General features: G+C 67.1%; 22 protein-coding genes and 1 pseudogene. 10 read left to right on the top strand and 13 right to left on the bottom strand.

Annotation, left to right across the window (positions count from 1 at the left end):
- Positions 1-176: 176 nt before the first annotated feature.
- From whiA to AVP41_RS01220, 5 genes and pseudogenes are all read right to left on the bottom strand, one after another.
- Positions 177-1,154: a DNA-binding protein WhiA gene (whiA, locus tag AVP41_RS01235; protein WP_067162674.1), complete on the bottom strand. Its 978-nt coding sequence runs from the start codon at positions 1,152-1,154 to the stop codon at positions 177-179.
- A gap of 53 nt (positions 1,155-1,207) precedes the next feature.
- Positions 1,208-2,036: pseudogene (gene rapZ / locus AVP41_RS16250) on the bottom strand (RNase adapter RapZ).
- 105 nt (positions 2,037-2,141) lie between these two features.
- Positions 2,142-4,076 carry an excinuclease ABC subunit UvrC gene (uvrC, locus tag AVP41_RS01230; RefSeq protein ID WP_067159609.1) on the bottom strand — a complete coding sequence of 645 codons (1,935 nt, stop codon included), beginning with the start codon at positions 4,074-4,076 and terminating at the stop codon, positions 2,142-2,144.
- Position 4,077: 1 nt separating this feature from the next.
- Positions 4,078-6,972 carry an excinuclease ABC subunit UvrA gene (gene uvrA / locus AVP41_RS01225; protein WP_067159606.1) on the bottom strand — a complete coding sequence of 965 codons (2,895 nt, stop codon included), beginning with the start codon at positions 6,970-6,972 and terminating at the stop codon, positions 4,078-4,080.
- A 9-nt stretch (positions 6,973-6,981) separates the two neighbouring features.
- Positions 6,982-7,455 carry a MarR family winged helix-turn-helix transcriptional regulator gene (locus AVP41_RS01220; protein WP_067159603.1) on the bottom strand — a complete coding sequence of 158 codons (474 nt, stop codon included), beginning with the start codon at positions 7,453-7,455 and terminating at the stop codon, positions 6,982-6,984.
- Positions 7,456-7,487: 32 nt separating this feature from the next.
- Between AVP41_RS01220 and AVP41_RS01215 the strand changes: the two genes are divergently transcribed.
- A complete protein-coding gene (locus tag AVP41_RS01215) occupies positions 7,488-7,721 on the top strand; it encodes a hypothetical protein (protein WP_067159600.1) in 234 nt (77 codons plus the stop codon).
- A 45-nt stretch (positions 7,722-7,766) separates the two neighbouring features.
- Here the strand turns inward: AVP41_RS01215 and uvrB are convergent, their stop codons facing one another.
- The gene (gene uvrB, locus AVP41_RS01210; protein WP_067159597.1) at positions 7,767-9,836 is read right to left on the bottom strand and encodes an excinuclease ABC subunit UvrB; all 2,070 of its coding nucleotides are present in this window, start codon (positions 9,834-9,836) and stop codon (positions 7,767-7,769) included.
- A 242-nt stretch (positions 9,837-10,078) separates the two neighbouring features.
- Between uvrB and AVP41_RS01205 the strand changes: the two genes are divergently transcribed.
- Positions 10,079-10,699, top strand: a complete 621-nt coding sequence (locus AVP41_RS01205) for a DUF4126 domain-containing protein (protein WP_067162672.1) — start codon at positions 10,079-10,081, stop codon at positions 10,697-10,699.
- Here AVP41_RS01205 and coaE read toward each other — a convergent pair.
- Complete coding sequence (gene coaE / locus AVP41_RS01200; protein ID WP_067159594.1) at positions 10,681-11,292, bottom strand: dephospho-CoA kinase; 612 nt, start codon at positions 11,290-11,292, stop codon at positions 10,681-10,683. The genes AVP41_RS01205 and coaE overlap by 19 nt on opposite strands.
- Positions 11,293-11,586: 294 nt before the next feature.
- Between coaE and AVP41_RS01195 the strand changes: the two genes are divergently transcribed.
- The 5 genes from AVP41_RS01195 to AVP41_RS01175 all read left to right on the top strand — a co-directional run bounded on the left by AVP41_RS01195 (position 11,587) and on the right by AVP41_RS01175 (position 14,878).
- Entirely contained in the window at positions 11,587-12,147 is a 561-nt protein-coding gene (locus AVP41_RS01195; RefSeq protein WP_067159591.1) for a hypothetical protein, read from the top strand.
- A gap of 46 nt (positions 12,148-12,193) precedes the next feature.
- Positions 12,194-12,874 (top strand): signal peptidase I, encoded by a 681-nt coding sequence (locus tag AVP41_RS01190; RefSeq protein ID WP_067159588.1) that lies wholly within the window; start codon positions 12,194-12,196, stop codon positions 12,872-12,874.
- On the top strand, positions 12,871-13,461 hold the full coding sequence (locus tag AVP41_RS01185) for a hypothetical protein (protein WP_067159585.1): 591 nt from the start codon (positions 12,871-12,873) through the stop codon (positions 13,459-13,461). The genes AVP41_RS01190 and AVP41_RS01185 overlap by 4 nt, the downstream gene beginning before the upstream one ends.
- Entirely contained in the window at positions 13,458-14,000 is a 543-nt protein-coding gene (locus AVP41_RS01180) for a hypothetical protein (protein WP_067159582.1), read from the top strand. Before AVP41_RS01185 ends, AVP41_RS01180 begins: the two co-directional genes overlap by 4 nt.
- Positions 14,001-14,110: 110 nt before the next feature.
- Positions 14,111-14,878 carry a response regulator transcription factor gene (locus AVP41_RS01175; RefSeq protein ID WP_067162671.1) on the top strand — a complete coding sequence of 256 codons (768 nt, stop codon included), beginning with the start codon at positions 14,111-14,113 and terminating at the stop codon, positions 14,876-14,878.
- Positions 14,879-14,918: 40 nt separating this feature from the next.
- Here the strand turns inward: AVP41_RS01175 and AVP41_RS01170 are convergent, their stop codons facing one another.
- From AVP41_RS01170 to AVP41_RS16895, 4 genes are all read right to left on the bottom strand, one after another.
- Positions 14,919-16,121, bottom strand: coding sequence for a GGDEF domain-containing protein (locus tag AVP41_RS01170; protein WP_067159580.1), 1,203 nt, complete (start codon positions 16,119-16,121; stop codon positions 14,919-14,921).
- Positions 16,118-17,755: a sensor histidine kinase gene (locus AVP41_RS01165; protein ID WP_067159577.1), complete on the bottom strand. Its 1,638-nt coding sequence runs from the start codon at positions 17,753-17,755 to the stop codon at positions 16,118-16,120. Before AVP41_RS01165 ends, AVP41_RS01170 begins: the two co-directional genes overlap by 4 nt.
- A gap of 83 nt (positions 17,756-17,838) precedes the next feature.
- Positions 17,839-19,290, bottom strand: a complete 1,452-nt coding sequence (gene rpsA / locus AVP41_RS01160) for a 30S ribosomal protein S1 (RefSeq protein ID WP_067159574.1) — start codon at positions 19,288-19,290, stop codon at positions 17,839-17,841.
- A 216-nt stretch (positions 19,291-19,506) separates the two neighbouring features.
- Positions 19,507-19,974, bottom strand: a complete 468-nt coding sequence (locus AVP41_RS16895; protein ID WP_082828965.1) for a YchJ family protein — start codon at positions 19,972-19,974, stop codon at positions 19,507-19,509.
- Between the two features lie 82 nt (positions 19,975-20,056).
- On the opposite strand from AVP41_RS16895, the gene AVP41_RS16530 reads away from it, so the two are divergent.
- The 3 genes from AVP41_RS16530 (at position 20,057) to AVP41_RS01140 (ending at position 22,309) form a co-directional block, all read left to right on the top strand.
- Positions 20,057-20,581 carry a hypothetical protein gene (locus tag AVP41_RS16530; protein WP_157532363.1) on the top strand — a complete coding sequence of 175 codons (525 nt, stop codon included), beginning with the start codon at positions 20,057-20,059 and terminating at the stop codon, positions 20,579-20,581.
- A gap of 272 nt (positions 20,582-20,853) precedes the next feature.
- On the top strand, positions 20,854-21,345 hold the full coding sequence (locus AVP41_RS16890) for a hypothetical protein (RefSeq protein WP_231902637.1): 492 nt from the start codon (positions 20,854-20,856) through the stop codon (positions 21,343-21,345).
- Between the two features lie 40 nt (positions 21,346-21,385).
- Positions 21,386-22,309: a 5'-3' exonuclease gene (locus AVP41_RS01140; RefSeq protein WP_067159563.1), complete on the top strand. Its 924-nt coding sequence runs from the start codon at positions 21,386-21,388 to the stop codon at positions 22,307-22,309.
- 48 nt (positions 22,310-22,357) lie between these two features.
- Here the strand turns inward: AVP41_RS01140 and AVP41_RS01135 are convergent, their stop codons facing one another.
- Positions 22,358-23,347 carry a PHP domain-containing protein gene (locus tag AVP41_RS01135; RefSeq protein ID WP_067159560.1) on the bottom strand — a complete coding sequence of 330 codons (990 nt, stop codon included), beginning with the start codon at positions 23,345-23,347 and terminating at the stop codon, positions 22,358-22,360.
- 72 nt (positions 23,348-23,419) lie between these two features.
- Positions 23,420-23,911, bottom strand: a complete 492-nt coding sequence (locus AVP41_RS01130; RefSeq protein ID WP_067159556.1) for an aromatic ring-opening dioxygenase LigA — start codon at positions 23,909-23,911, stop codon at positions 23,420-23,422.
- Between the last annotated feature and the right edge of the window lie 4 nt (positions 23,912-23,915).

Here is a 23,915-nt window from a genome sequence, read left to right as displayed (position 1 = left end):
CTCTTCTTCCTGTCGTGTCGCACGACGGCGACGAGTGACGTGTCAGGGAATCTGACGGACCCCGCCGCGTGGGCGGCGGGCCTGTCGGAACGGACTGTTTTCCAGTCTATTGGTGGTCAACAACCGCACCAGGGGGTTGCTTCCCGCTGCGGGGAACTTCTGTCGACCTCGTGCGGTCAATCGTCGAGACCAGCCGGAACCGCGGACTCGGTGTCGGGGATCCCCTCAGCAGCTGCCTTCTTGTCAGCCATGGCCAGGAGGCGACGGATCCGACCGGCTACGGCGTCCTTCGTCATCGGCGGATCGGCGTGATGACCGAGCTCGTCAAGGCTGGCGTCGCGGTGCGCGAGCCGCAAGTCGCCCGCTTGGCGAAGGTGCTCGGGCACGTCCTCGCCGAGGATCTCGAGAGCGCGTTCCACGCGCGCGCAAGCGGCGACGGCAGCCTGCGCGGATCGGCGCAGGTTGGCGTCGTCGAAGTTCACCAGCCGGTTGACGCCCGCCCTCACTTCACGTCGCTGTCGCAACTCCTCCCACGCGCGCGCCGTGCGGACGGCACCCATCTCGGCCAAGGCGGCCCGGATTGCCTCACCATCGCGGACGACCACACGGGGAGCACCACGGACTTCGCGCGCCTTCGCGGCGATGCCGAGTCGGTGGCCAGCCCCCACGAGGGCCATCGCTGCCTCCGGAGAGGGGCAGGAAATCTCCAAGGCCGCCGACCGGCCGGGGTCCGACAGGGCGCCGGAGGCCAGGAAAGCGCCGCGCCAGATCGCGGCGAGATCGCCACGGGAGCCCGTGGTGAGACGGTTGGGAAGCCCGCGCACGGGACGTCGCCGCTGATCCAGCAGGCCGGTCTGACGGGCGAGTGTCTCACCGCCCTCGATGACCCGCACGGCGAAATGGCCGCCGGCACGGCCGCCGGAGGCCTGCACGTGGACGAGCTCCGGCCGGACGCCGTAGATCTCCATGATCTCGCGAGCCGCTCGACGGGCAAGGATGTCGGACTCCAACTCCGCTTCGACGGCGACCCGCCCGGCGATCGAATGCAGGCCGCCCGAGAAGCGCAGAATCGCTGTCAGCTCCGCGACGCGCGCCGTGGGGCGAGGGTCGCGGACGGTTGCAAGTTCGGCCTTCACGTCTGCGGTCAACGACACGGCGGTCCTTCGTTCCTGTCCGGGGTGCGGGGTCTCCGCGGCAAACATCCAGCCTACTCGCGACCGAGGTCGCGGTGTTTCACGCGCACGGCGACACCGGGCACGGAGCTCAGCCGGCGAGCCAGTTCCAGCGCCGTCACGACGGAGCGGTGCTTGCCCCCTGTGCACCCGACCGCCACGACCGAATGCTGCTTGTTCTCGCGTTGGTACCCCTCCAGCACGGGTCGCAGCGCGCGCGTAGGTGTCGATGAACTCGAGCGCACCCTGTTGCGACAGCACGTAGTCCCGCACCTGGGGCTCTTCCCCCGTGTGCGCCTTCAGCTCGGGGATCCAGAACGGATTCGGGAGGAATCGCATGTCGGCGACGAGGTCGACATCGGTCGGCAGTCCGTACTTGAAGCCGAAGCTCATGACGGTAAGCGTGTGCCGGGCGTCTCCTTCCTCGCGGAAGAGGTCGGTCACGCGTGTCGCCAGTTGATGGATGTTCAGCGAGCTGGTGTCTAGGATCACGTCGGCGCCCTCGCGTATGGCCGACAGCCGCTCACGCTCGCGATGAATGCCGTCCAACAGGGTGCCGTCGTCCTGCAGCGGGTGCGGCCGTCTCACCGATTCGAATCGCCGCACGAGCACGTCGTCGGAGGCGTCGAGGAAGAGCACGCGCAGAGGTCGGCCGCCCCGCAAGGCCTGCGTGACGGCGGGGAGCGCTCCGAAGAGGTCCCTCCCCCGGACATCGACCACGGCGGCAACCTTCGGAAGTGCCCCGGCAGCGGCCTCCGAGATCTCCAGGAGCGGGCGCAACATCTGCGGCGGAAGGTTGTCGACGACATACCATCCCATGTCCTCCAGAGCGTTGGCTGCCGTCGTCCTCCCGGCTCCGGACATGCCGGTGACGATCAGGACCTCGCCTGCCGCGCCTGCCACGTGTTCCCCCGTCTCTTGCTGTGTCTCAGCCTATCGATACCCCGCCGGAGAGCGACGAGCGCCCGGTCAGGATCCCGAGAGATGTGCGTGAATGGCGGCGGCCAACGCGGGCCCGACCCCCGGAACCTGCGTGATCTCCTCCGGCGGCGCCGCCCGCAAGGCCGACACCGACCCGAAATGCCGGAGCAACGCCTTGATACGTGCATCACCAAGCCCCGGGACTTCGCTCAGCACCGAAGAGATGTCGCGCTTACGGCGCTTGCGCTGGTGGGTGATCGCGAATCGGTGCGCCTCGTCACGCAGGCGTTGGAGAAGATAGAGCGCCTCAGAGGTGCGCGGCAGGATCACGGGGAAGTCCTCGCCGGGAAGCCAGACTTCCTCGAGTCGCTTCGCGATCCCGCAGAGGGCGATCTCCTCGTGCCCGGCGTCGCGCAGCGCGCGGGCGGCCGCTTCGACCTGCGGCTTTCCCCCGTCGACGACGAGGAGCTGAGGACGATAAGCGAATCGAGGGCGCTTCCGGGCGGTGACGACCACCGCCTCCTCGTCGCCGCCCGCCGCCGAGTCGGTGTCCATCGCATCGCCCACTCCCCCGGCGCCGGCCTCTGCGGCTTCGTCGGAATCGACATGAGCGAGGCGTCTGCGCAGTACTTGGTAGAGGGAATCGGTATCGTCGGTCGTCTCGGCCACCGAGAACGAGCGGTACTGGTCCTTGCGGGCGAGTCCGTCTTCGAAGACCACCATCGAGGCGACGACGTTCGTGCCGGAGAGGTGCGACACGTCGAAGCACTCGATCCGCAGCGGCGCCTCGGTCATCCCGAGGGCCTCCTGCAGGTCGGTCAGTGCCCGGGTGCGTGCGGTGTAGTCGCTGGTACGACGCGTCTTGTGCAGCATCAGCGCCTGCTGAGCATTGAGCATCGCCGTTTTCATGAGTTCCGACTTGCGACCCCGCTGCGCGACCTGGATCGACACGCGCTTCCCCCTGCGGGCCTGCAGCCATGCCTCCAGCTCGGCGGCATCGTCGGGAAGGCGCGGCACGAGCACCTGCCGGGGGATGTCAGCGGCGACCGCGTCGCCGTAGGTGCGCTGGAGAACCTGGTCGATCAACTCAGCGCTCGTAATGTCGAGCTCCTTGTCGATGGTCATCGCCCGCACTCCGCGCACGCGTCCGCCCCGCACGACGAAGTGCTGGACCGCGGCGGACAGCTCATCTTCGGCCACTCCGAACAGGTCGGCATCGGTGTCGGAAGCGAGCACGAGGGCGCTCTTGTTGAGCACGGCATCGATCGCGGTCAGCTTGTCGCGGTAGACGGCAGCAGACTCGTAGTCGAGGGCGGCTGCGGCTTCCCTCATCCGCGCCGTGAGCTCGCGCGTGAATCGCTGGTCACCCCCCGACAGGAAGGCGATGAAGTCCTCGACGATCGCGCGGTGCTCCTCGATCGTCACCGTCATCGAGCACGGGCCACCGCACCGTCCGATCTGGCCCGGAAAGCAAGGCCTCCCGGTGGCCATCGCCTTCTTGTACGAGGCGTCGCTACAGGTGCGGATCGGGAAGACCTTGATCATCAGGTCGATCGTGTCGTGGACGGCCCACACCTTGGGATAAGGACCGAAGTACTTCGCCCCCGGGATCTTGCGGTTGCGGGTCACGATCACCCGCGGTGCTTCGTCCGCCAACGTCACCGCCAGGTAGGGGTAGGACTTGTCGTCCTTGTACCGGACGTTGAACGGCGGCGAGAACTCCTGAATCCACATGTACTCCAGCTGCAGGGAGTCGACGTCGGTGGCGACGACGGTCCACTCCACCGACGCGGCAGTCGTGACCATCCGCCGCGTGCGTTCGTGGAGCGTGTGCAGCGGAGCGAAGTAGTTGGAAAGGCGCGCACGCAGGTTCTTCGCCTTGCCGACGTACAGGACGCGTCCATCGGCGTCACGGAAGCGGTAGACCCCAGGATCCGTGGGGATCTCCCCCGGCTTGGGCCGATAGGACAGCGGAGAGGCCATCTCAGCCGGCCTTGCGCGCGGTCGCTGCCGTTCCGGTCGGGAGGATCTCCGCCAAGAAGGTTCCGGTGTGACTCTCGGGAACAGCGGCGACCTGCTCGGGGGTGCCGGTCGCCACGATCTGTCCGCCGCCGGCGCCTCCCTCGGGACCGAGATCGATGATCCAGTCGCTGGACTTGATGACGTCGAGGTTGTGCTCGATGACGATGACCGTGTTGCCCTTGTCGACGAGACCACCCAGCACCTCGAGGAGGCGGCGTACGTCCTCGAAGTGGAGGCCCGTCGTCGGCTCGTCCAGGACATAGACACTGCGTCCGTTGGAGCGGCGCTGCAGTTCGGTCGCGAGCTTCACGCGTTGCGCCTCGCCCCCAGACAGGGTCGTCGCCGATTGGCCCAGGCGCACATAGCCGAGGCCGACGTCCACGAGGGTCCGCAAGTACCGGTGGATCGCCTGGATCGGCTCGAAGAACTCCGCCGCCTCAGAGATCGGCATATCGAGCACCTCAGCGATGTTCTTGCCCTTGTAGTGGACGGCGAGCGTGTCGCGGTTGTACCGCTGACCGTGACACACCTCACAATCCACATACACGTCGGGCAGGAAGTTCATCTCGATCTTGATCGTGCCGTCGCCCGAACAGGCTTCGCAGCGGCCGCCCTTGACGTTGAAGCTGAACCGACCCGGTTGATACCCCCGCGCCTTGGCTTCCGGCGTCTCGCTGAACAGCGTGCGGATGCGGTCGAACACCCCCGTGTAGGTCGCAGGATTGGAGCGGGGCGTGCGTCCGATGGGCGCCTGATCGACGTGGACGACCTTGTCGAGGTTCTCCAGACCCGTCACGCGAGTGTGCTTGCCCGCCACCCGTCGCGCACCGTTCAGACGCGTCGCCAGCACCTCATACAGGATGCCGTTCACGAGGGTCGACTTCCCCGAGCCGCTGACACCGGTGACCGCCGTCAGCACGCCGAGCGGAAAGTCGACGGTGACGTTCTTGAGGTTGTTCTCCCGCGCGCCCACGACCGTGACGACACGCTTCTTGTCGATCTTCCTCCGCGTGCGAGGCGTCTCGATCTGGCGCCGACCGCTCAGGTAGGCGCCCGTCACCGAGCGGTCGTCTTCCAGGAGCGACGCAAGGGGGCCGGAATGGACGACCTCGCCGCCGTGCACACCGGCGCGGGGCCCGATGTCGACCACCCAGTCGGCGGCATCGATCGTCTCCTCGTCGTGCTCGACGACGATCAGCGTGTTGCCGAGGCTCTTCAGGCGCACCAGCGTCTCGATCAGACGTCGATTGTCTCGCTGATGCAGGCCGATCGACGGCTCGTCGAGGACGTAGAGCACACCGGTGAGGCCGGAGCCGATCTGCGTCGCGAGCCGAATGCGCTGCGCCTCGCCTCCGGACAGCGACCCGGCGGAGCGGCCGAGGCTCAGGTAGTTCAGGCCCACCTGGATGAGGAAGTCGAGCCGCGCGCGGATCTCACGGAGCACCGCCGCCGCGATCTGCGCCTCTCGATCGGTCAGTTCCAGTTCCGCGAAGTAGACCTGCGCTTCTCCGAGGCTCATGCGCGATGCGTCGGCGATCGAGTGCCCGTGGACGCGAACTGCGAGGACCTCCGGCTTGAGTCGGTCGCCCTGACACACCGGGCACGGGACCTCTCGGAGGTACTCCGCCCAGCGCTGGCGCTGTGTGTCGGACTCCGCCTGCGTGTACTGACGCTCGATGTAGGGGATCACGCCCTCGAACCCCGAGGTATAGCGCATCTCGCGCCCGTAACGGTTCTTCCATCGGACCGTGACCTTGAAGTTCTCGCCGCGGAGCACCGCTTCCTTCACGCGGTCGGGGAGGTCGCGCCATGGTGTGTCCAGCGAGAAGTCGAGGTCGTCGGCCAGACCGACGAGCAGCCGCTCATAGTACTGGAACAGCCCCTTGCCCTGAGTGGTCCAGGGCAGGATCGCGCCCTCGTTGATCGAGAGCTCCTCATCTCCCAGCAGGAGGTCGACGTCGACGGACATGCGCGTGCCGAGTCCCGAGCAAGCCGGACATGCGCCGAAGGGGGCGTTGAACGAGAACGTGCGCGGCTCGATCTCCGTCAGCTGGAGCGGGTGACCGTTGGGGCAGGCCAGCTTCTCGGAGTAGCTCTGCCATGCCTCGTCGCCTTCGGCGTCCACGAAGTTGACCTGCATGACGCCGCCGGCGAGTCCCAGCGCGGTCTCGACGGAATCGGTGATGCGGCCGAGGAGATCCGGGGCCGCGACGAGCCGATCGACCACGACGGCGATGTCGTGCTTGTAGCTCTTCTTGAGTGTCGGCGGTTCGGCGAGCTGAATGAGTTCACCATCGACCACCGCGCGGGCATAGCCCTTGGCGGACAGCTCCTTGAAGAGGTCGACGAACTCCCCCTTCTTCTGAGAGACGACCGGCGCGACGATCTGATAGCGGGTGCGCTCGGGGAGCTCGGCGAGCTGATCGGCGATCTGTTGCACGGTCTGTCGCTGGATGCGCTCACCGCAGGTCGGGCAGTGCGGGACACCGATCCGCGCCCACAGCAGCCGCATGTAGTCGTGGATCTCGGTGATGGTTCCGACCGTCGAACGCGGGTTGCGGTTGGTCGACTTCTGGTCGATGGAGACGGCAGGGCTCAGTCCCTCGATGAAGTCGACGTCGGGACGGTCCACCTGCCCGAGGAACTGGCGCGCGTACGAGCTCAGGGACTCGACATAGCGACGCTGTCCCTCGGCGAAGATCGTGTCGAACGCGAGGCTCGATTTTCCGGAGCCGGAGAGGCCGGTGAACACGACCAACGCGTCGCGCGGAATGTCGAGATCGACATCCTTCAGGTTGTGGACGCGGGCGCCACGGACACTCAGTTTCGACGGGGAAGCGACGGGGACGATGGGCACCGGACAAGTCTAGGTCGGGGTTCCGACATCGGCTCCGGAGCGGCCATGCCGGGATCGCGGGCCCGCAAACCTGGCCAGCGCTTCGCGGAGCTCGACGATCTCCGCGACGTCCATCCCCACTCGTTCCATGACCGCTCCGGGCACCTCGAGGGCCCGTTCGCGCAATGCCCGCCCGTCGGCTGAGAGCGCGATGTCGAGAACGCGTTCGTCATCGGAGCGGCGGCTGCGCTCGACCCTGCCTTGAGCCTCCAATCGCTTCACGAGCGGCGACAGCGTCGCCGGCTCCATCGCGAGAGCCTCCGCGAGGTCCGCGAGCGACCGGGGCGACTGCTCCCAGAGGGCGAGCATCACGAGGTACTGCGGATGCGTCAGCCCGAGTGGCTCGAGAATCGGCCGGTACAGGGAGACGACGTTCCGCGCGGCCGTCACGAGCGCGAAGCACAGTTGGCTCTCCAGAGCGAGCATCTCGTCACGCGCGTCCATCCACCTATCCAATCCTTAGTACACTAATCATCATGACACGAAGCGAACCGGATTCGACCCTTCGCCAACGCGTTCGCGAGGCGGGCGGCTGGTACGCGTACCTCAACAGCCGGCTCATCCGGTTCGCCGGACCGGCCTCCGTCGGTCCGTATGACACCGAGCCGGAGCCGGAGCGCACCGGCCGCGCGTGTCCGCTGTGCGGTCATCCGATGTCGGAGCACACCTTCGATCGCAGCGGCCCGAAGCCGCTCATGCACTGTCCCTGACCGGTCGCTCGATCGCTGACGCGAGCCCAGCCCGAGTGGCGCCGCTTACGCGTGACCGGCACGCTCCATCGCGCGAAGCTCCTTCTTGAGATCCTGAACCTCGTCGCGCAACCGGGCCGCAAGCTCGAACTTCAATTCCCCGGCCGCAGCGAGCATCTGGGCCGACAGGTCGGCGATCGTCGCCTCGAGCTGGTTCGCCCCTTCCGCAGCGATGCCTTCCCGCCGCAAGCGCGGCGTGGGGCTCTTGCCTTTGCCGCTGGCGTTCTTGCGGGAGAGAAGCTCCTGCGTGTCGGAGGCCTCTCGTGCCAGCACATCGGTGATGTCTGCGATGCGCTTGCGCAAGGGCTGCGGATCGATGCCGTTCTCCGCGTTGTACTCGAGCTGCCGCTCGCGGCGGCGCTCGGTCTCGTCGATGGCAGAGCGCATCGAGTCGGTCATGTTATCGGCGTACATGTGCACCTCGCCGGAGACGTTGCGCGCCGCGCGACCGATCGTCTGGATCAACGACGTACCCGAACGGAGGAAGCCCTCCTTATCGGCGTCGAGGATGGCGACGAGCGACACCTCGGGAAGGTCGAGGCCTTCTCGGAGCAGGTTGATCCCCACGAGCACGTCGTAGACACCCGACCGCAGCTCAGTGAGGAGCTCGACACGGCGGAGGGTATCGACGTCGGAGTGCAGGTAGCGCACACGCACCCCGTGCTCCCCCAAGAAGTCGGTCAACTCCTCCGCCATCTTCTTGGTGAGCGTCGTGACGAGGACGCGCTCGTCCCGCTCCACCCGCACCCGAATCTCTTCCAGCAGGTCGTCGATCTGCCCCTTCGAGGGCTTGACGATGATCTGCGGATCGACCAGGCCGGTCGGGCGGATGATCTGCTCGACCACCCCGTCGGCGATGCCCATCTCATATCGGCCGGGCGTGGCCGACAGATAGACCGTCTGTCCGATGCGCTGTTTGAACTCGTCGAAACGCAGCGGGCGGTTGTCGAGCGCGCTGGGAAGCCGGAAGCCGTGATCGACGAGCGTGCGCTTGCGCGAGGCGTCTCCCTCATACATCGCGCCGATCTGCGGCACGGTGACGTGCGACTCGTCGATCACGAGTAGGAAGTCGTCGGGGAAGAAGTCGAGCAGCGTGTGCGGCGGCTCGCCCGCGGAGCGTCCGTCCAAGTGGCGGGAGTAGTTCTCGATCCCGGAGCAGAAGCCGAGCTGCTGCAGCATCTCGAGATCGAAGGTGGTGCGCATCCTCAGCCGCTGCGCCTCGAGAAGCTTGCCCTGCCCCTCGAGCTCGGCCAGTCGAGAGGCGAGCTCCGTCTCGATCGTTCCGATGGCCCGCTGTACCGTGTCGGTGCCCGCGACGTAGTGCGAGGCGGGGAAGATCGGCACGCTGTCGAGCTTCTGGACGACCTCACCCGTCAGGGGATGGAGCATGTAGAGCGCTTCGATCTCGTCGCCGAAGAGCTCGATACGCACGGCGTACTCCTCGTAGACCGGGATGATCTCGATGGTGTCTCCACGCACGCGGAAGTTGCCTCGTGAGAAGTCGACGTCGTTGCGGTTGTACTGCATCGCGATGAACTTACGGATGAGGGCGTCGCGGTCGTACCTCTCCCCCACCTGCAGGGCGACCATCGCGCGGAGGTACTCCTCCGGGGCGCCGAGGCCATAGATGCACGAAACGGTGGAGACCACGACGACGTCTCGGCGACTGAGCAGCGAGTTGGTCGTCGAGTGGCGGAGCCGCTCGACCTCGGCGTTGATCGAGGAGTCCTTCTCGATGAAGGTGTCTGTCTGCGGAACGTACGCCTCGGGTTGGTAATAGTCGTAGTAGCTCACGAAGTACTCGACCGCGTTGTGCGGCATGAGGTCGCGGAACTCGTTGGCCAGCTGGGCCGCGAGGGTCTTGTTGTGGGCGAGAACGAGCGTGGGCCGCTGCACCTGTTCGATCAACCACGCAGTGGTCGCCGACTTTCCCGTGCCCGTCGCGCCGAGCAGGACGACGTCGGTCTCTCCCGCGTTGATGCGCGCCGCCAGCTCCGCGATCGCTTGCGGCTGGTCCCCGCTGGGCGAGTACTCGCTGACGACCTCGAACGGGCGCACGGATCGGGTGGTCTGCATTCCTCCAGCGTAGGCCGGGGCTCCGACACCGGGACCGGTGTTCGCGCTCGGCGAGGCTCAGACCTCGTCGTCTTCGCCGGACTCGAAGTCGCCGACGGCGAAGTCATCCCACTCGTGGTCGTCGACCATCCGTCGCATCGGCGATCTCCTTCCTTCCGCGCTGTGCACGGACGATACGCCGCAGAGATGAACGAGGGATTGCCTCGCCGTTTCAGAATGTCGCGACCCGTAGGGTGGACGACATGCTCGAGTTCCTGGTGGGGTCCGGTCTGGCCGCAGCGGCAGGACTGAACGCGTGGATGCCCCTGTTCGTGCTCGGGCTTGCAGATCGAGTGGTTCCAGCGGTCCACATCCCCGAGACCTGGGCGTGGATCTCCAGCGACATCGCGCTGTGGATCACCGGGATCCTCCTCGTCATCGAAATCGTGGCGGACAAGATTCCCGCTGTGGACTCCGTGAACGACATCATCCAGACCGTCGTGCGTCCTGCCTCGGGAGGCATCGTCTTCGGCGCGGGCTCCGCCTCCCAGGCCGTCCGCGTCGATGACCCGGCGTCCTTCTTCGCGGACAACGGATGGGTCCCGGTGGTCGTCGGGGTACTGCTCGCGCTCGCGGTTCACGCCGTCAAGGCCGCGGCGCGGCCTCTCGCCAACCTCGCGACGGCGGGGCTAGCGGCGCCGCTGGTGTCCACCGCGGAGGATGCGTCGTCGTTCGCGCTGACGCTCTCGGCGATCTTCGTGCCGATCCTTGCCGGGCTTCTCCTGGCCGGGCTCATCGTCGCGGCGGTGTTCATCGTGCGACGGCGGCGCCGCTCCGTCGCCGCGCGGAAGAAGGCGGCCGCCGTTCAGGACGGACCCGGCTGACCCCGCAAGCGACGCCACAAGGCGTCGGTCTGAGCGAGCGTCTCCTCCAGAGAACCCGCCGTGTCGATGACGACATCGGCGATCGCCAGGCGTTGCGCGTCGCTGGTCTGAGCGGCGACGCGCGCCCGCGCCTCTTCGTCCGTCATGCCCCGCAGGCTCACGAGCCGCTCCCGTCGCACCCCCGCCGGCGCATGGGCGAGCACGACGAGATCCCACGGCTCGTCGGCGCGCGCCTCGACGAGGAGCGGAACGTCGTACACGACGATCGCGTCGGGGTCGTGGGCGAACGCCTCCTCGAACCGCCGTGCTGACTCGGCCCGCACCGCGGGGTGGACGATCGCGTTGAGTCGTTCGCGCGCTGCATCGTCCGTGAAGACGATTCCGGCCAGAGCCGCACGATCGAGCGCGCCGTCCAGGCCGACGACACCGTCCCCGAACGCGTCTCGGATCTGCTCCAGGACGGGGGACCCCGCCCGTTGGACGTCGCGCACGACGGCGTCGGCATCGACGACGACGGCGCCGTGGGACCTCAGTCTGTGCGCGATCGTCGACTTCCCCGAGGCGATTCCGCCGGTGAGCGCGATGAGAGCCATGACACTGAGGATGCCATGCGGCGGCGCTGATGATGTTCTCTGATAAGGCGAAGCGACGCTTGAGCCTGCCTTGAGGGTTTCCTGAGAGTCGGGTTCTAACGTGTTCCTTGCTGGCTTCGAACCCGAAACGAAGCCCCCACCGAGCTGGACCCGAACCCGACTCGGTTACCCGAACAGTCCGGTCTGCCCGAACAGACCGACCTGATCCCCCGTTCCAGCAGACGCGACTGCCCGCCGGAACGGGGGGCCGGTCGGCGTGCCGTGGCGCCCGGCTCTCAGCCCGAAAGGCACGTCATGAGCACGCCCGAAAACACCACGTCTCTCGAACAGCCGCAGCGCAAGAGCAAGCGGCGCGCTGTTCTCGCCTTCACTCTCGCGGCCCTCGCCGTCGGCGGCATCGGTGCCGCGGCGACCAGCGCGGCATGGAGCGACAACGTCTTCTTCTCCGCCAAGGCGGAGGCGGCGACCTTCAACCTCCAGGGTTCCCTCAACGGAACCACCTGGCAGGAGTCGGACTCCAAGGGGTCGATCCAGCTGGTCGTCCCTGCCACGGCGCTTCAGAACCTCGTCCCCGGTGAGACCCGCACCATCGACCTGTGGGTGAAGAACCTCGGCAGCGTCGGTGCCGCCCTGACGCCGACGGTCGAGTGGGCTTCCTCCCCCGCCTCCACCTTCACCGCGAACCCGAACGCCACCGTGGAAGGCCTGTCGGCTTCCCTCACGGCCGAGTCCGGGGCCGGCGCCTCCGACCAGTTCCAGCTGAAGGTCACGACCGACAGCAACTGGGCGGCGAGCAACCAGGGCAAGTCGGGCACGATCATCGTCACGGTGACCGGCACCGCAGTCGCCCCGTAAGCACCCCCGACAGACCCACCGCGACGAACGACACCACGAGAGAGGAATGACGATGCAGATCCTGCGCCGCCTTGCCGAGATCGTGCTGTGGACGCTCGCCGCGGTGGGTCTGCTCTGCGCGGTCCTCTGGGGAGCGACCGCCATGGGGCTCGTGAAGCCTCTCATCGTGATCTCGGGTTCGATGGAGCCTCAGATCATGACCGGAGACCTGCTGATCGACGTCCCGGTCGAGACGAAGGGGCTCGACGTGGGTGACGTCGTGAGCCTTCCGTCCGAGCTGACGGGGAACCTCGTGACGCACCGCATCGAGAAGATCGCCGCGACCGGCGATGGGACGTATCAGGTCTCGATGAAGGGCGACAACAACGCCGCGTCCGATGCCCTGGATTACACCGTCGGCGACCGTGTGTGGCAGCCCGCCGTGCAGCTCAGCGGATGGGGATCCGCTGTCCAGCGACTGACGACACCCGGGGTCGCGATCCCGTTGGTGGTCGGGCTGGTCGCGCTGCTCGGCATCACGCTGTTGCTCCCGGCGCCGACACGTCGGCCATCGCGGGAACGGGGGGTCCCGGCCGGCGCACGCGAGGGGACTGCGGTCGGGGGGACGGCAAGCCCGGTGCTCGTCGCGGACGCGGAAGGATCGGTGGCGTCGGGGGCGCCCCGGTCTGAGCTCGAGGCCGGCATCACGATGACACGCGCGCAATGGCGAGAGCTGGCCCAGCGATGACGGGGACCCGCATTCTCGTACTGGGCCTCGTGGTCCTCGTCGCCGGCGGCGTGTCCGCCCTTGCGCAGCCGGCGCCCGCTGTCGCTCAGTCGGTCCCGCTGACACATGACTTCGGCGTTGTCCTCCCCGGCGAAACGGTCTCCCACGAGCAGCCGTTTCATGTCGACGTCCGCGCCGCTGTGTTCGACGCCACGTTCCTGCTCGACGGGGATGGGGCCTGGACCGCTACCGTATGCGGCACGACGGGGGTCTGCAGAGAGCTGTCTCAGCTGAAGGGCGAGGTCCTCGATCCCGGCGACTACCGTCTCGTCCTCGGCTTGACGGTTCCCGAGGACGCCAGCACCGCAGACATCTCCGCGGACGGCCTGATCAGTCTGGTCGAGGCCGAGGTCGACAGTAGCGCCGTGGAACCGGGAGCGACCGGCGGCGGCACGGCGGCCGGTGGACCGGCACTCGCGGCGACCGGCGCTCAGCTCCCGCTGGTGCTGATCCTCATCGGAAGCGGTCTGCTGATGGCCGGGGGCATCGTTGTCGTGTCCACGCGTCGAAAGCCTCAGTCTCGCGACGCGAGGGAGGAACTCTCATGAGACTGACGCGCCTGCGCATGACGGCTCTCCTCATCGCACTCGGCAGCCTCGTCGCGGGTGCCGGTGTGGCCGGCTCGATCGGCGACACCTCGGCCGCATGGACCGACAGCACATCGGCGTCCGTCGTTGCAACGGGCGGCTCGTGGGTTCCGGCCTCCGCAATCGGCTGCACCGCCATGAACCCGAACGGCACGCCCAAGCCCGGCGGCCGATGCTCAGTGACCTCGATCCAGCTCCAGGGCGAATGGGGCAACCCCGGCGCACGCACTCGTGGCTACTCGGTCGTCTTCAACTCGAACGCCGGCGGCGGCTACATCCAGTTCACGATCGATCTCTCCACCGCGGGCGGACCGTTCTCGTGGGCGACCGCCGGCCTGGTCGCCCCGGCACAACAAGCCATTCCCGACAATGGTTGGTCCTGTGCCCAGTTGCCCATGCTCACCGCCAAGACGCCCACCAACTGGGGTTGGGGCCAGAGCAGCTCGATCTACTTCCAGGTCACCGAAGACCGCTCTTCCACGGGCGCGGTCTGCGGATGAGCCCGGCGACACATCCGACGGCGGTCCCGTTCCGACACTCCTTCTGGGATATCATCGCCGGTGCCGGTCCCCTCCGTAGAACCGTCGACCGGCAGACGGAGGTATCCCCGGTGCCGGATTCGAAGGTCGCCGTCGTCATCGAAGACGACCCCGACATCCGATCGCTCATCTCCGAGGTGCTCGACCAGGCCGGATTCACGGTGCATCCCGCGGGGACCGGGGTGGACGGCCTCGAGTTGATCCGCGACCATCAGCCGATCATCACGACGCTCGACGTCAGCCTGCCCGGAATGGACGGCTTCGAGACGGCTCGCCGGATTCGGGCTGTCAGCGACACGTACATCGTCATGCTGACGGCGCGAGCGGATGAGATCGATACTCTCCAGGGGCTTCAGTCCGGAGCGGACGACTACATCACCAAGCCGTTCCGCCCACGCGAGCTCCGGGCACGAGTGGAGGCGATGCTGCGGCGTCCGCGGACGCTCGGCACGGAGACGACCACGACCGATGCGACCGCAACCGGGCCGATGACGGCCGTGACGACGCCGGATGACGCCGGCTGGCTCAACCACAAGGGACTGCGCCTGCATCCCGACATGCGTGTCGCGAGCGCCGACGGAGCCGAGCTCGATCTCACGCGGAGCGAGTTCGATATCCTCCACGATCTTCTCGCGGCCGGCCGACGCGTGGTCGGCAAGGGCGAGCTCGCCCTCATGCTGCGGGGTGAGAGCCATCTGGGCATCTCGTACATCAGCGACCACGACACGCGCGCCATCGAGGTTCACGTCGCAAACCTGCGTCGCAAGCTCGGCGAATCTGCCACGCATCCCCGATGGATCGAGACCGTACGAGGAATCGGCTACCGGTTGACCCTCTGAGCGTTCCCGCTGAGGGCCGTCCGCCGTCTGAGCACGGACACTACTCTCCCGCGATGGCGGCGTCGCTGCCCGACAGGTCGCGCGGAGGTTCGGCGAAGATCACCGACGCGTCGACGCTCGTCGAAGACCGTCGGGCAGCGGCACTTGCCTCCTCCTGCAGGAGGAGGGGGTCGTAGCCCATATCGAGGCTGACGGCCACTCCGACTCCCAGCACCGGGATCACCGCGCTCCCCCGGTCGGCGAATCCATCGAGGAGTCGGCGCTGGATGCGGCTCGCGACGCGGCCCGCTTCGGCGGCGGAATCGGGCTCGAAGGCCATCACCATCGAGTTGTCGGCTCCGAGACCGACGAGCGCGAACGTGGGAGCGAACCGGCGAACACCGGCCCGGAACTGGGTGCGCAGTGCCTCCTCCTCCGTGCTTCCGAACGCGAGGCTGATCTGTGCAAGGTCGTCCATACGCATCGCCACCACGGCAAAGACGCGGCCCGCCGCCTCGGACCGGGCGGCAACGGTCGGCAGCGCCGCGCGAAACGATGACTCCTCCAGAATCCCTTCCGGCGAGACACGGAGGAGGTTGCCGTCGTGATCCTGTCGCACCGTGACCCGTCCGCTGCGCAGCATCGTCGCGGTGGTGAGCGCGACCAGGGTGAGGACGATGGAGACGATGCCGGTGATGCTCGAGTTGAGCCACGTGCGAAAGAGGTCGCTATCTGGCCCGAGGACGGCGAGGACGACCGCCCGACCGAAGTAGAACACGGCGACGAAGGCAAGCACGATCGTGAAGCCGAGCGAGCTCCACATCGCTCCCATCGCGCCTCGGCGAGACTCGAACGAACCGAGCGCGGCGAACGCGGCGATGCCGACGAACATCAGCTCGGCTCCCGCCCACTCCCCGCCTCGCGGGCCCGCGACGAGTGCGGACAGCATCGTGGCGACGGCGACCACGGCTACGGCAGTTCCCGCGAACCTGGTCGCGCGCCCATTGAAGGTACGACAACCGAGCCAGAAACAGCCGGAGGTGGCTACGAGCGACGCATTGCCGACGGCGATCGCGATCCACGGCTCCGACGCCTGCTGCCACACGAGATAGGCGACGACGGTGAGCATGCCGCCCAGGAACGCGAGCGCCCACACGCGACCGGCTCCGACCTCGCGGCGCAGGATGGTCTCAACGAGGTACAGCACTCCGGCGGTGATCGTCACGACGGCCACGATCACGTTCACCGTGAAGAGGTCGATCACGATCGCGTCCCCTCTCTCGAAGACAACGCCGGCAGGCGCACGATGAACATGGCTCCCTCATGGAGGACGGTGCGAACGGTGATGTCACCGCCGTGGGCGCGGACGATCTCGCGGCTGATCGCGAGGCCCAGACCGCTCCCGTGGGTCGTCGAGTTGCGCACGAGGCCGGAGCGGAAGAAGCGCTCGAACAGTCGCGGAAGCTCCGACTCCGCGATCCCCGGCCCGTTGTCGCTGACGGCCAGCCAGACGTGACTCGCGTCGCCCGTGAGCCCGACCTCGACGCGTCCGCCGACGTGGTTGTACTTGATGGCGTTGGACAGCAGGTTGTCGACGACTTGACGCATCCGGTGGGGGTCGGCGATGGCCCAGACCGACTCCACGGCGGATGTGTCGATCTGCACTCTGCGTTCCTGTGCGCGCGGGAGGGCGGCCTCCACCGCCGCCTCCACGACGGTCGACAGGTCGGTCGGGACGGTACGAAGCGTGAGCTCCACGCCTTGATGCGATGCCGCGGATGCCGTGAGCAGATCGGCCACGATGTCGAGGAGACGGCCGGCGTTGCGCTCCACGACTTCGAGGCTCCGGCGGCTGACGGGCGAGAGGCTCGGATCGTCGAGTGCGAGTTCGACATAACCGGTGATCGATGTCAGCGGAGTGCGAAGTTCGTGGGAGACCGACGCGATCAGGTCGGCGCGCGCCCGCAGCGCCAGTTCCTCCGCGGTCGCGTCGAGGGTGACAATGACCATGCCCGCGTCTGAGAGGTCCTTGTCGACGAGCCGGCGTGCGGTCGAGCGCAGAGCCCGCCGGTTTTCATCCCCGGGATCGCCGTGCCAGACGAGGGTGTTCTCGAAGACCTCGCCCCTCCGTGCGCGCGCCAGCGGAAGGTCCTCGTCATCGAGCGGAGATATACCGTCGGCCGCATACGCACGCGAGGTCTCCGCTCTCGCGCGCTGCAACCGGCCGTGGGCTTCATTAGTGACGACCATCGATCCGTCGGGAGTCAAGCGGATCACACCGAAATCGACCGCCTGCAGCACCTCCGTGACGAGGTCTTCCTGCCGACGGGCACGGTCGACCGAACGCTGGAGGAACAAGGACTGCTTGTCGAGGAGTGTTCGTTGAGCTATCGCTCGCCGCGATCCGATCGCGGCGATCGTCGCGAGGCCACCGATCATCACCGGAAACAAGAAGGTGCCCGGGTTGATCGTCTGGGCCGGGTCTGCGAGGTTCTGCGCCCAGTAGGCGATCGTGATCAGACCGCTGCCGAGGAGCGCTCCCCAACCACCGAAGGCGGAGGCGATCCAGATCGCAGGAAAGGCCCACATGAGTCCGAGTGCCGCATCGGGCGCGGCGCTACGCATGAGGACGATCGCCCCGATGTCGGCGAGAGGAAGCACGAGCATTGCGAGCGCCGGGAATCGGTTCCATGGGAGCACGAAGGCGGCCCCGGTGGCGACGAAGACCGCGGTCACACCCAGGATGAGGAGAACTCCGTCGGCGACCGCGTCGAAGATCACGACGAGAATGGCCGCCAGCAGGACCACCGACCCGAGGAGCACCTGGTTGAGAAGCAGGGAGCGATCACGTCCGCGGCCGATGATGCCGGTCGGGCTCGCTGCCGCGCTGATGATCACCTTCTGACGTTACAGCCAACCGTCGGGACAGACGAGGAAGGGGCCGCGACCAAATGGTCGCGGCCCCTTCTGAGCGTGTCCGATCAGCGACCGGAGAGCTTCTCGCGCAGTGCAGCCAGCGCCTCGTCGTCGGCGAGCGTGCCACCGGCGTTCGAGGAGTCGGACGAGAACGAGGATCCGCCGATCTCGGCCGGAGCGGCAGCCTCGGCCTCCAGGGCCTTGGCGACGGCAGCCTTGTGCTGCTCCCAGCGGGCCTGAGCAGCGGCGTACTCCTGCTCCCACTTCTCACGCTGAGCGTCGAAGCCCTCGAGCCAGGCACCCGACTCGGGGTCGAAGCCCTCGGGGTACTTGTACTCGCCGTTCTCGTCGTACTCGGTCGCCATGCCGTAGAGGGCCGGGTCGAACTCGGTGCCGTTCGGGTCGACCGACTCGTTCGCCTGCTTCAGCGAGAGCGAGATGCGGCGACGCTCGAGATCGATGTCGATGATCTTGACGAAGACCTCTTCACCGACGGAGACGACCTGCTCGGCGAGCTCCACGTGCTTGCCGGACAGCTCCGAGATGTGCACGAGACCCTCGATGCCATCGGCGACGCGGACGAATGCGCCGAACGGGACGAGCTTGGTGACCTTGCCCGGGGCGACCTGACCGATCGCGTGCGTGCGGGCGAAGACCTGCCACGGGTCCTCCTGCGTCGCCTTCAGCGACAGCGAGACGCGCTCGCGGTCGAGGTCGACCTCAAGGATCTCGACGGTGACCTCCTGGCCCACCTCGACGACCTCGGAGGCGTGCTCGATGTGCTTCCACGAGAGCTCGGAGACGTGAACGAGACCGTCGACGCCGCCGAGGTCGACGAACGCACCGAAGTTGACGATCGACGACACGACACCCTTGCGGACCTGACCCTTGTGCAGGTTGTTGAGGAACGTGGTGCGCGACTCGGACTGCGTCTGCTCGAGCAGTGCGCGGCGCGAGAGGACAACGTTGTTGCGGTTCTTGTCGAGCTCGAGGATCTTCGCCTCGATCTCCTGGCCGAGGTACGGCGTGAGGTCGCGCACACGACGCAGCTCGATGAGCGATGCCGGAAGGAAGCCGCGGAGGCCGATGTCGACGATGAGGCCACCCTTGACGACCTCGATGACCGATCCGGTGACGACGCCGTCGTTCTCCTTGATCTTCTCGACATCACCCCAGGCGCGCTCGTACTGGGCACGCTTCTTGGACAGGATGAGACGGCCTTCCTTGTCCTCCTTCTGGAGAACCAGGGCCTCGACCTCGTCGCCGACCTTGACGACCTCGTTCGGGTCGACGTCGTGCTTGATGGAGAGCTCACGCGAGGGGATGACACCCTCGGTCTTGTAGCCGACGTCGAGGAGGACCTCGTCGCGGTCGATCTTCACCACGGTGCCTTCGATGAGGTCGCCGTCGTTGAAGAACTTCAGGGTCTTCTCGACCGCGGCCAGGAAGTCCTCAGCAGATCCGATGTCGTTGATAGCGACCTGCTTGGTGGCCGGGGCGGTCGTTGCGGTAGTCATGTAGTGGGTTGTCCTTGTTGGGTTGGGTGTCGGGCTGCGGCCCCGAAGCGGACGCTTCTTCCTCCCTCGCAAACGAGCGAGGCACGGCAGCAGCGGTGTGAATGGGATTCGCGTGTCACGAACGCATGGCGAAAACACCACAAGCGTGACACTCCAGGGTATCAGAACCGCTCCCCCGCCCGGCAAGACCGGATGCAGACTGTGGAACCAGATCCTTCACCTGTTTGAGACGGACTCCGATTGGCCGTCGAGGTACCACCAACGGGCGCCATCGGATCGGAACCTGCTGCGTTCGACAAGCTCTCCGCGTGAGCCATCGGCGGCATCCCGCCAGCGCGCGCGGAACGCGACGATGCCTCGTCGATCCCCCGGCGCACCGCCTTCCACCGCGTCGACGGTCAGCCCTTCCCAGAACAGCTGGTCGTCGAGTTCGAGCCGCACGGGTCGGGTCGCAGGGTGCCAGGTTCGGAGGAGGTGGTCGCCGTCGCGAAGCGCGAATGCCGAGTATCGCGACCGCATCAACGTCTCCGCCGAGGGCGCGTCGGCACCGCGCAGCCACGGCCCACAGCAGTCACCGAAGCGGCCTCCACCGCACGGACACGACGCGTCGTCGGGGAGGCGCCGCCGCGCTCCGCGGGAGAAGGCGTTGCCCGCGGCCGCCGCTCCGTCATCAGGAGACTGCACTGGTCGAGCCTACGACGCCGAATCTCTTGCGGGCTGTGGATAACCCTGCAAGGGCGCAGAGAGACGTCACTAGCGTGAGCGCATGGGGAGACAACGTGCTGCGGGCGGACTGATCATCGTCATGTCAGCCATCTGCCTCATGGCCTGTGTGCCCGAAACCACTCGAGTTCCTGCGCCCACGCAGGGGTCCCCCGAACGATCTCCGAAGGTTGCGACCGCCGCCGTCGCAGAGGCGACCTACCGTTCTTACATAGAAGCGCTCAACTCGGATCGAGCGACAACGAACCACACGTTTGAGGCCGACCAGTACCTCACGGGCAGCGCTTTGGAAGGCGAACGTCTCTCACGACTCCAGTTCGAGCGTGAGGGAATCCGCCTCGATGGGGCCATCAGACTCGATTCACTTACTCCGGTGCGGAGCGACACATCCTCATTGCTCGGGTATGTGTGTCTCGATGTCAGCGAGACCCGAGTCCTCGATGAGACCGAGACTGACGTGACCCCTCCCGACCGCACACCGGTCGTGGGTTTGGAGGTCATGTTCTTGATCTCAGGGGACACTGCGCTCATCTCGGAGAGCAAGGCGAAGGACGGCGTATGTTCGTAGAGTTGCTCGTAGCAGGATTGCTTGAGATCACGGTCCCCGCGAGCAGCTGCTCGGCCGCAAGCCGAGCTGCGGGGCTCTGCGCGGTTGACACGTCCGTCGGCGACGGCACCGTCGACATCAATGGCCACAGTGGTTCGAAGTCGCGCGTGGACAACGAGCGCGGCAAAGCCAGAGATGAGCGCGGCGATACCCGAGGTCGAGACACCGAATCTGATTCTGATGACGGACTCAACTGCGACGATCCTCTGCAGAGGTGCGGTGTCTATGAGGTGGTGACGCGTCCGGAGCCGACGCTGTCGGATGTGGCGTCGTTCGCGCCGGAGGTGGCGCCGTTGGTTCCCGAGCCGGCAGGAGTGGGGGTCGCGGGGATGCCGGTGAACGTGGTCGCCGCCGCAGCTGAACACATCCGTGAGGGCGAGCTGTTCGATCTGCCGGTCCGTGTCCGGTTCCAGCCGCAGACGTTCCTGTTCGACTACGGCGACGGCGCCACCCGCCAGTCCCCGACCGGGGGCCGCACCTGGAACCAGCTCGGAGCAGCACAACTGACTCCCACCGCCACTAGCCACGTCTACGAACACCGCGGCACCTACACCGCCCGCGTCACGATCCGTTTCCGCGCCGACGTCGACTTCGGCAACGGATGGACCCGCGTCCCGGGCCTGCTCGACATCCCCGCCCACACCACCCGCATCACCATCCTCGAAGCCCACACCGCCCTCGTCCAACACACCTGCCACGAAACCCCCCACGCCCCCGGCTGCTAACAGCCACCACCGGTACGAACCACCGTGACAGGATGACTGCGTGACCGACCGCCTCATGCTCCTCGACACCGCGTCGCTCTACTTCCGTGCGTTCTACGGCGTCCCGGACAGCGTCGCCGGCGCCGACGGGCGCCCCATCAACGCCGCGCGCGGACTCCTCGACATGATCGCGAAGCTCGTCGCACTCTACGAACCCACCCACCTCATCGCCTGCTGGGACGACGACTGGCGACCACAATGGCGTGTCGACCTCATCCCCAGTTACAAGGCACACCGCGTTGCCGAAGAGATCGTCGCGGCTCCCGACGTGGAAGTCGTTCCCGACCCGCTTGAGCACCAGCTCCCCGCCATCCGCGACGAGCTGCACGCGCTTCGAATCCCCGTGGTCGGCGTTGCGCACCACGAGGCCGACGATGTGATCGGCACGTACGCGACCATCTCGACGATCCCCGTCGACGTCGTCACGGGCGACAGGGATCTGTTCCAACTGATCGACGACGATCGCGACGTCCGCGTCATCTACACCGGCCGCGGAATGAGCAACCTCGAGGTCCACACCGGCCACACGACGACGGAGAAGTACGGAATCACGCCCTCCCAGTACGCGGACTTCGCGGTCCTGCGCGGCGATCCCTCCGACGGGCTCCCCGGAGTGGCAGGGATCGGAGAGAAGACGGCGACTACGCTTCTCGCCCGATACGGCACGCTCGCCGGCATCATCGATGCCGCGGAGAGCGACGAGCGACTGAGCGCCGGGGTTCGCGCCAAAATCCTGGAGGCCGCCGACTATCTCGCCGTCGCCCCGCGGGTGGTCGCCGTCGTCCGCGACCTGGAAGTCCCCGTCGGGATTACCGACGCCCGTATCACCCGCCCGGATGCCGCCGTCGTCGCCTCGGTCGCCGAGAAGTGGGGGCTCGGCGCCTCCCTCACTCGCGCGACGGACGCACTCGCGGCTCGCAGCTGACACCGCGCGCGGACGGAATGCTTCCGACGGTTGCGCTCGCCGAGGCGGTCAGCGGGAGGCAGTCCACGCCTGCAGACGCTCACGTGACCACGTCGTGACGACACGGTCCGACGGCACTCCCAGACGCTCCGCGCGAGCGGCACCCTCGTCGAGCAGGCTCAGCTGACCCGGGGCATGCGCGTCGGAATCGATCGCAAACACGCACCCCGCCTGAATCGCCATCCGAATGAGCTCGTCGGGCGGATCCTCGCGCTCGGGCCGCGAGTTGATCTCAACGGCCACGCCATGGGCCGCGCACGCAGCGAAGACCTCGGCGGCATCGAACTCGGAGGGCGGTCTCGTCCCTCTCTCACCCCGCACGAGCCGGCCCGTCACATGACCGAGCACGTCGACCTGCGGCTGCGACACCGCGCGCACGAGCCGCGCCGTCATCCGTGAGCGTTCCATTCGCAGCGACGAGTGAACGGACGCCACGACGATGTCGAGGTCATCAAGGAGCCCGGTGTCCTGGTCGAGCCCTCCGTCGTCGAGGATGTCCACTTCGATTCCGCTGAGCAGGGTGAAGTCATCGAACCGAAACCCGTCCACCACCGTGAGCTGCTCGCGCAAACGTTCCGCGGACAGTCCCCGTGCCACGCGCAGTCGAGGCGAGTGATCGGTCAGCGCAAGGTAGTCGTGGCCGAGCGCGCGAGCAGCCTCCACCATCAGGTCGATGCTCGTCTGCCCGTCGGACCATTCCGAATGCGCATGCAAGTCACCCCGCAGCTGCCCTCGGAGGCGCGACTCCGGCCGAGCGTCCGCGTCTCTCAACTCGGCCAGATACCGAGGGACACGACCCTCGAGCGCCTCGCGGATGACGGCGAGCGAAGAATCACCGATCCCCTTCCGGCGGCGAAGCGCTGCCGTATCGGAGAGCTCTTCGAACCCGAGGCCCTCGATCGCGCGGGCCGCCGCGCGGAACGCCTTCGATCGATAGCGCGAGGCCCTCTCTCGCTCCAGCAACGTCGCGATCTCGTTCAGCGCATCGATCGGCTCCATCGCCGCCTCCTCTGATCGGTGGAAACGCCGAACGGGCCCACGCCACCAGTGCGCGGGCCCGTTCGGTCGTGGTCAGCTCGTGACGGCGGACCGTCTGACGACGACCGGAACTCGCGCCAAGCGATAGAGCGCCGCCCCGAAGATGATCGACAAGAAACCGATCCCCATCGCGAACGCAGCGACACCGAACGAGACGACCGACGTGAACAGCGACGCCCGCAGGAACGACGCGTTCATCATGGTCGCGCGCACGGGGTCCTCACGGTCGAGCTCGGCGTAGGTCTTGCCCCCCGAGGCCTCGAGGGCGTGGTGCTGGATGATGTCGGCCTGCACGAAGGCCGTGAGCGGGCCGGCGACGACCTGTCCCTGGAAGGCGGCGGCGTCGTCGGGAACGACGATGTTCTCCGCGCGCAGCTGGCTCGACACCATGGTCCACACCACGATGCCGACGACGATCAGAGCGATGCCTCCCAGGATGCCGAGGACTCCGGCGACCTTCACGAACCCGACCTTCTTCGAAGGCGGCTCGAGGGCGTCGACCGTGGCGGCTGATTCTTCGGACATGGGG

Origin of the sequence: Microbacterium sp. TNHR37B, assembly GCF_001620065.1 — a bacterium.
Taxonomy (GTDB): domain Bacteria; phylum Actinomycetota; class Actinomycetes; order Actinomycetales; family Microbacteriaceae; genus Microbacterium.
Note: the sequence above shows the minus strand (reverse complement) of the source record. Positions and strands in the feature narration are given on the sequence as shown.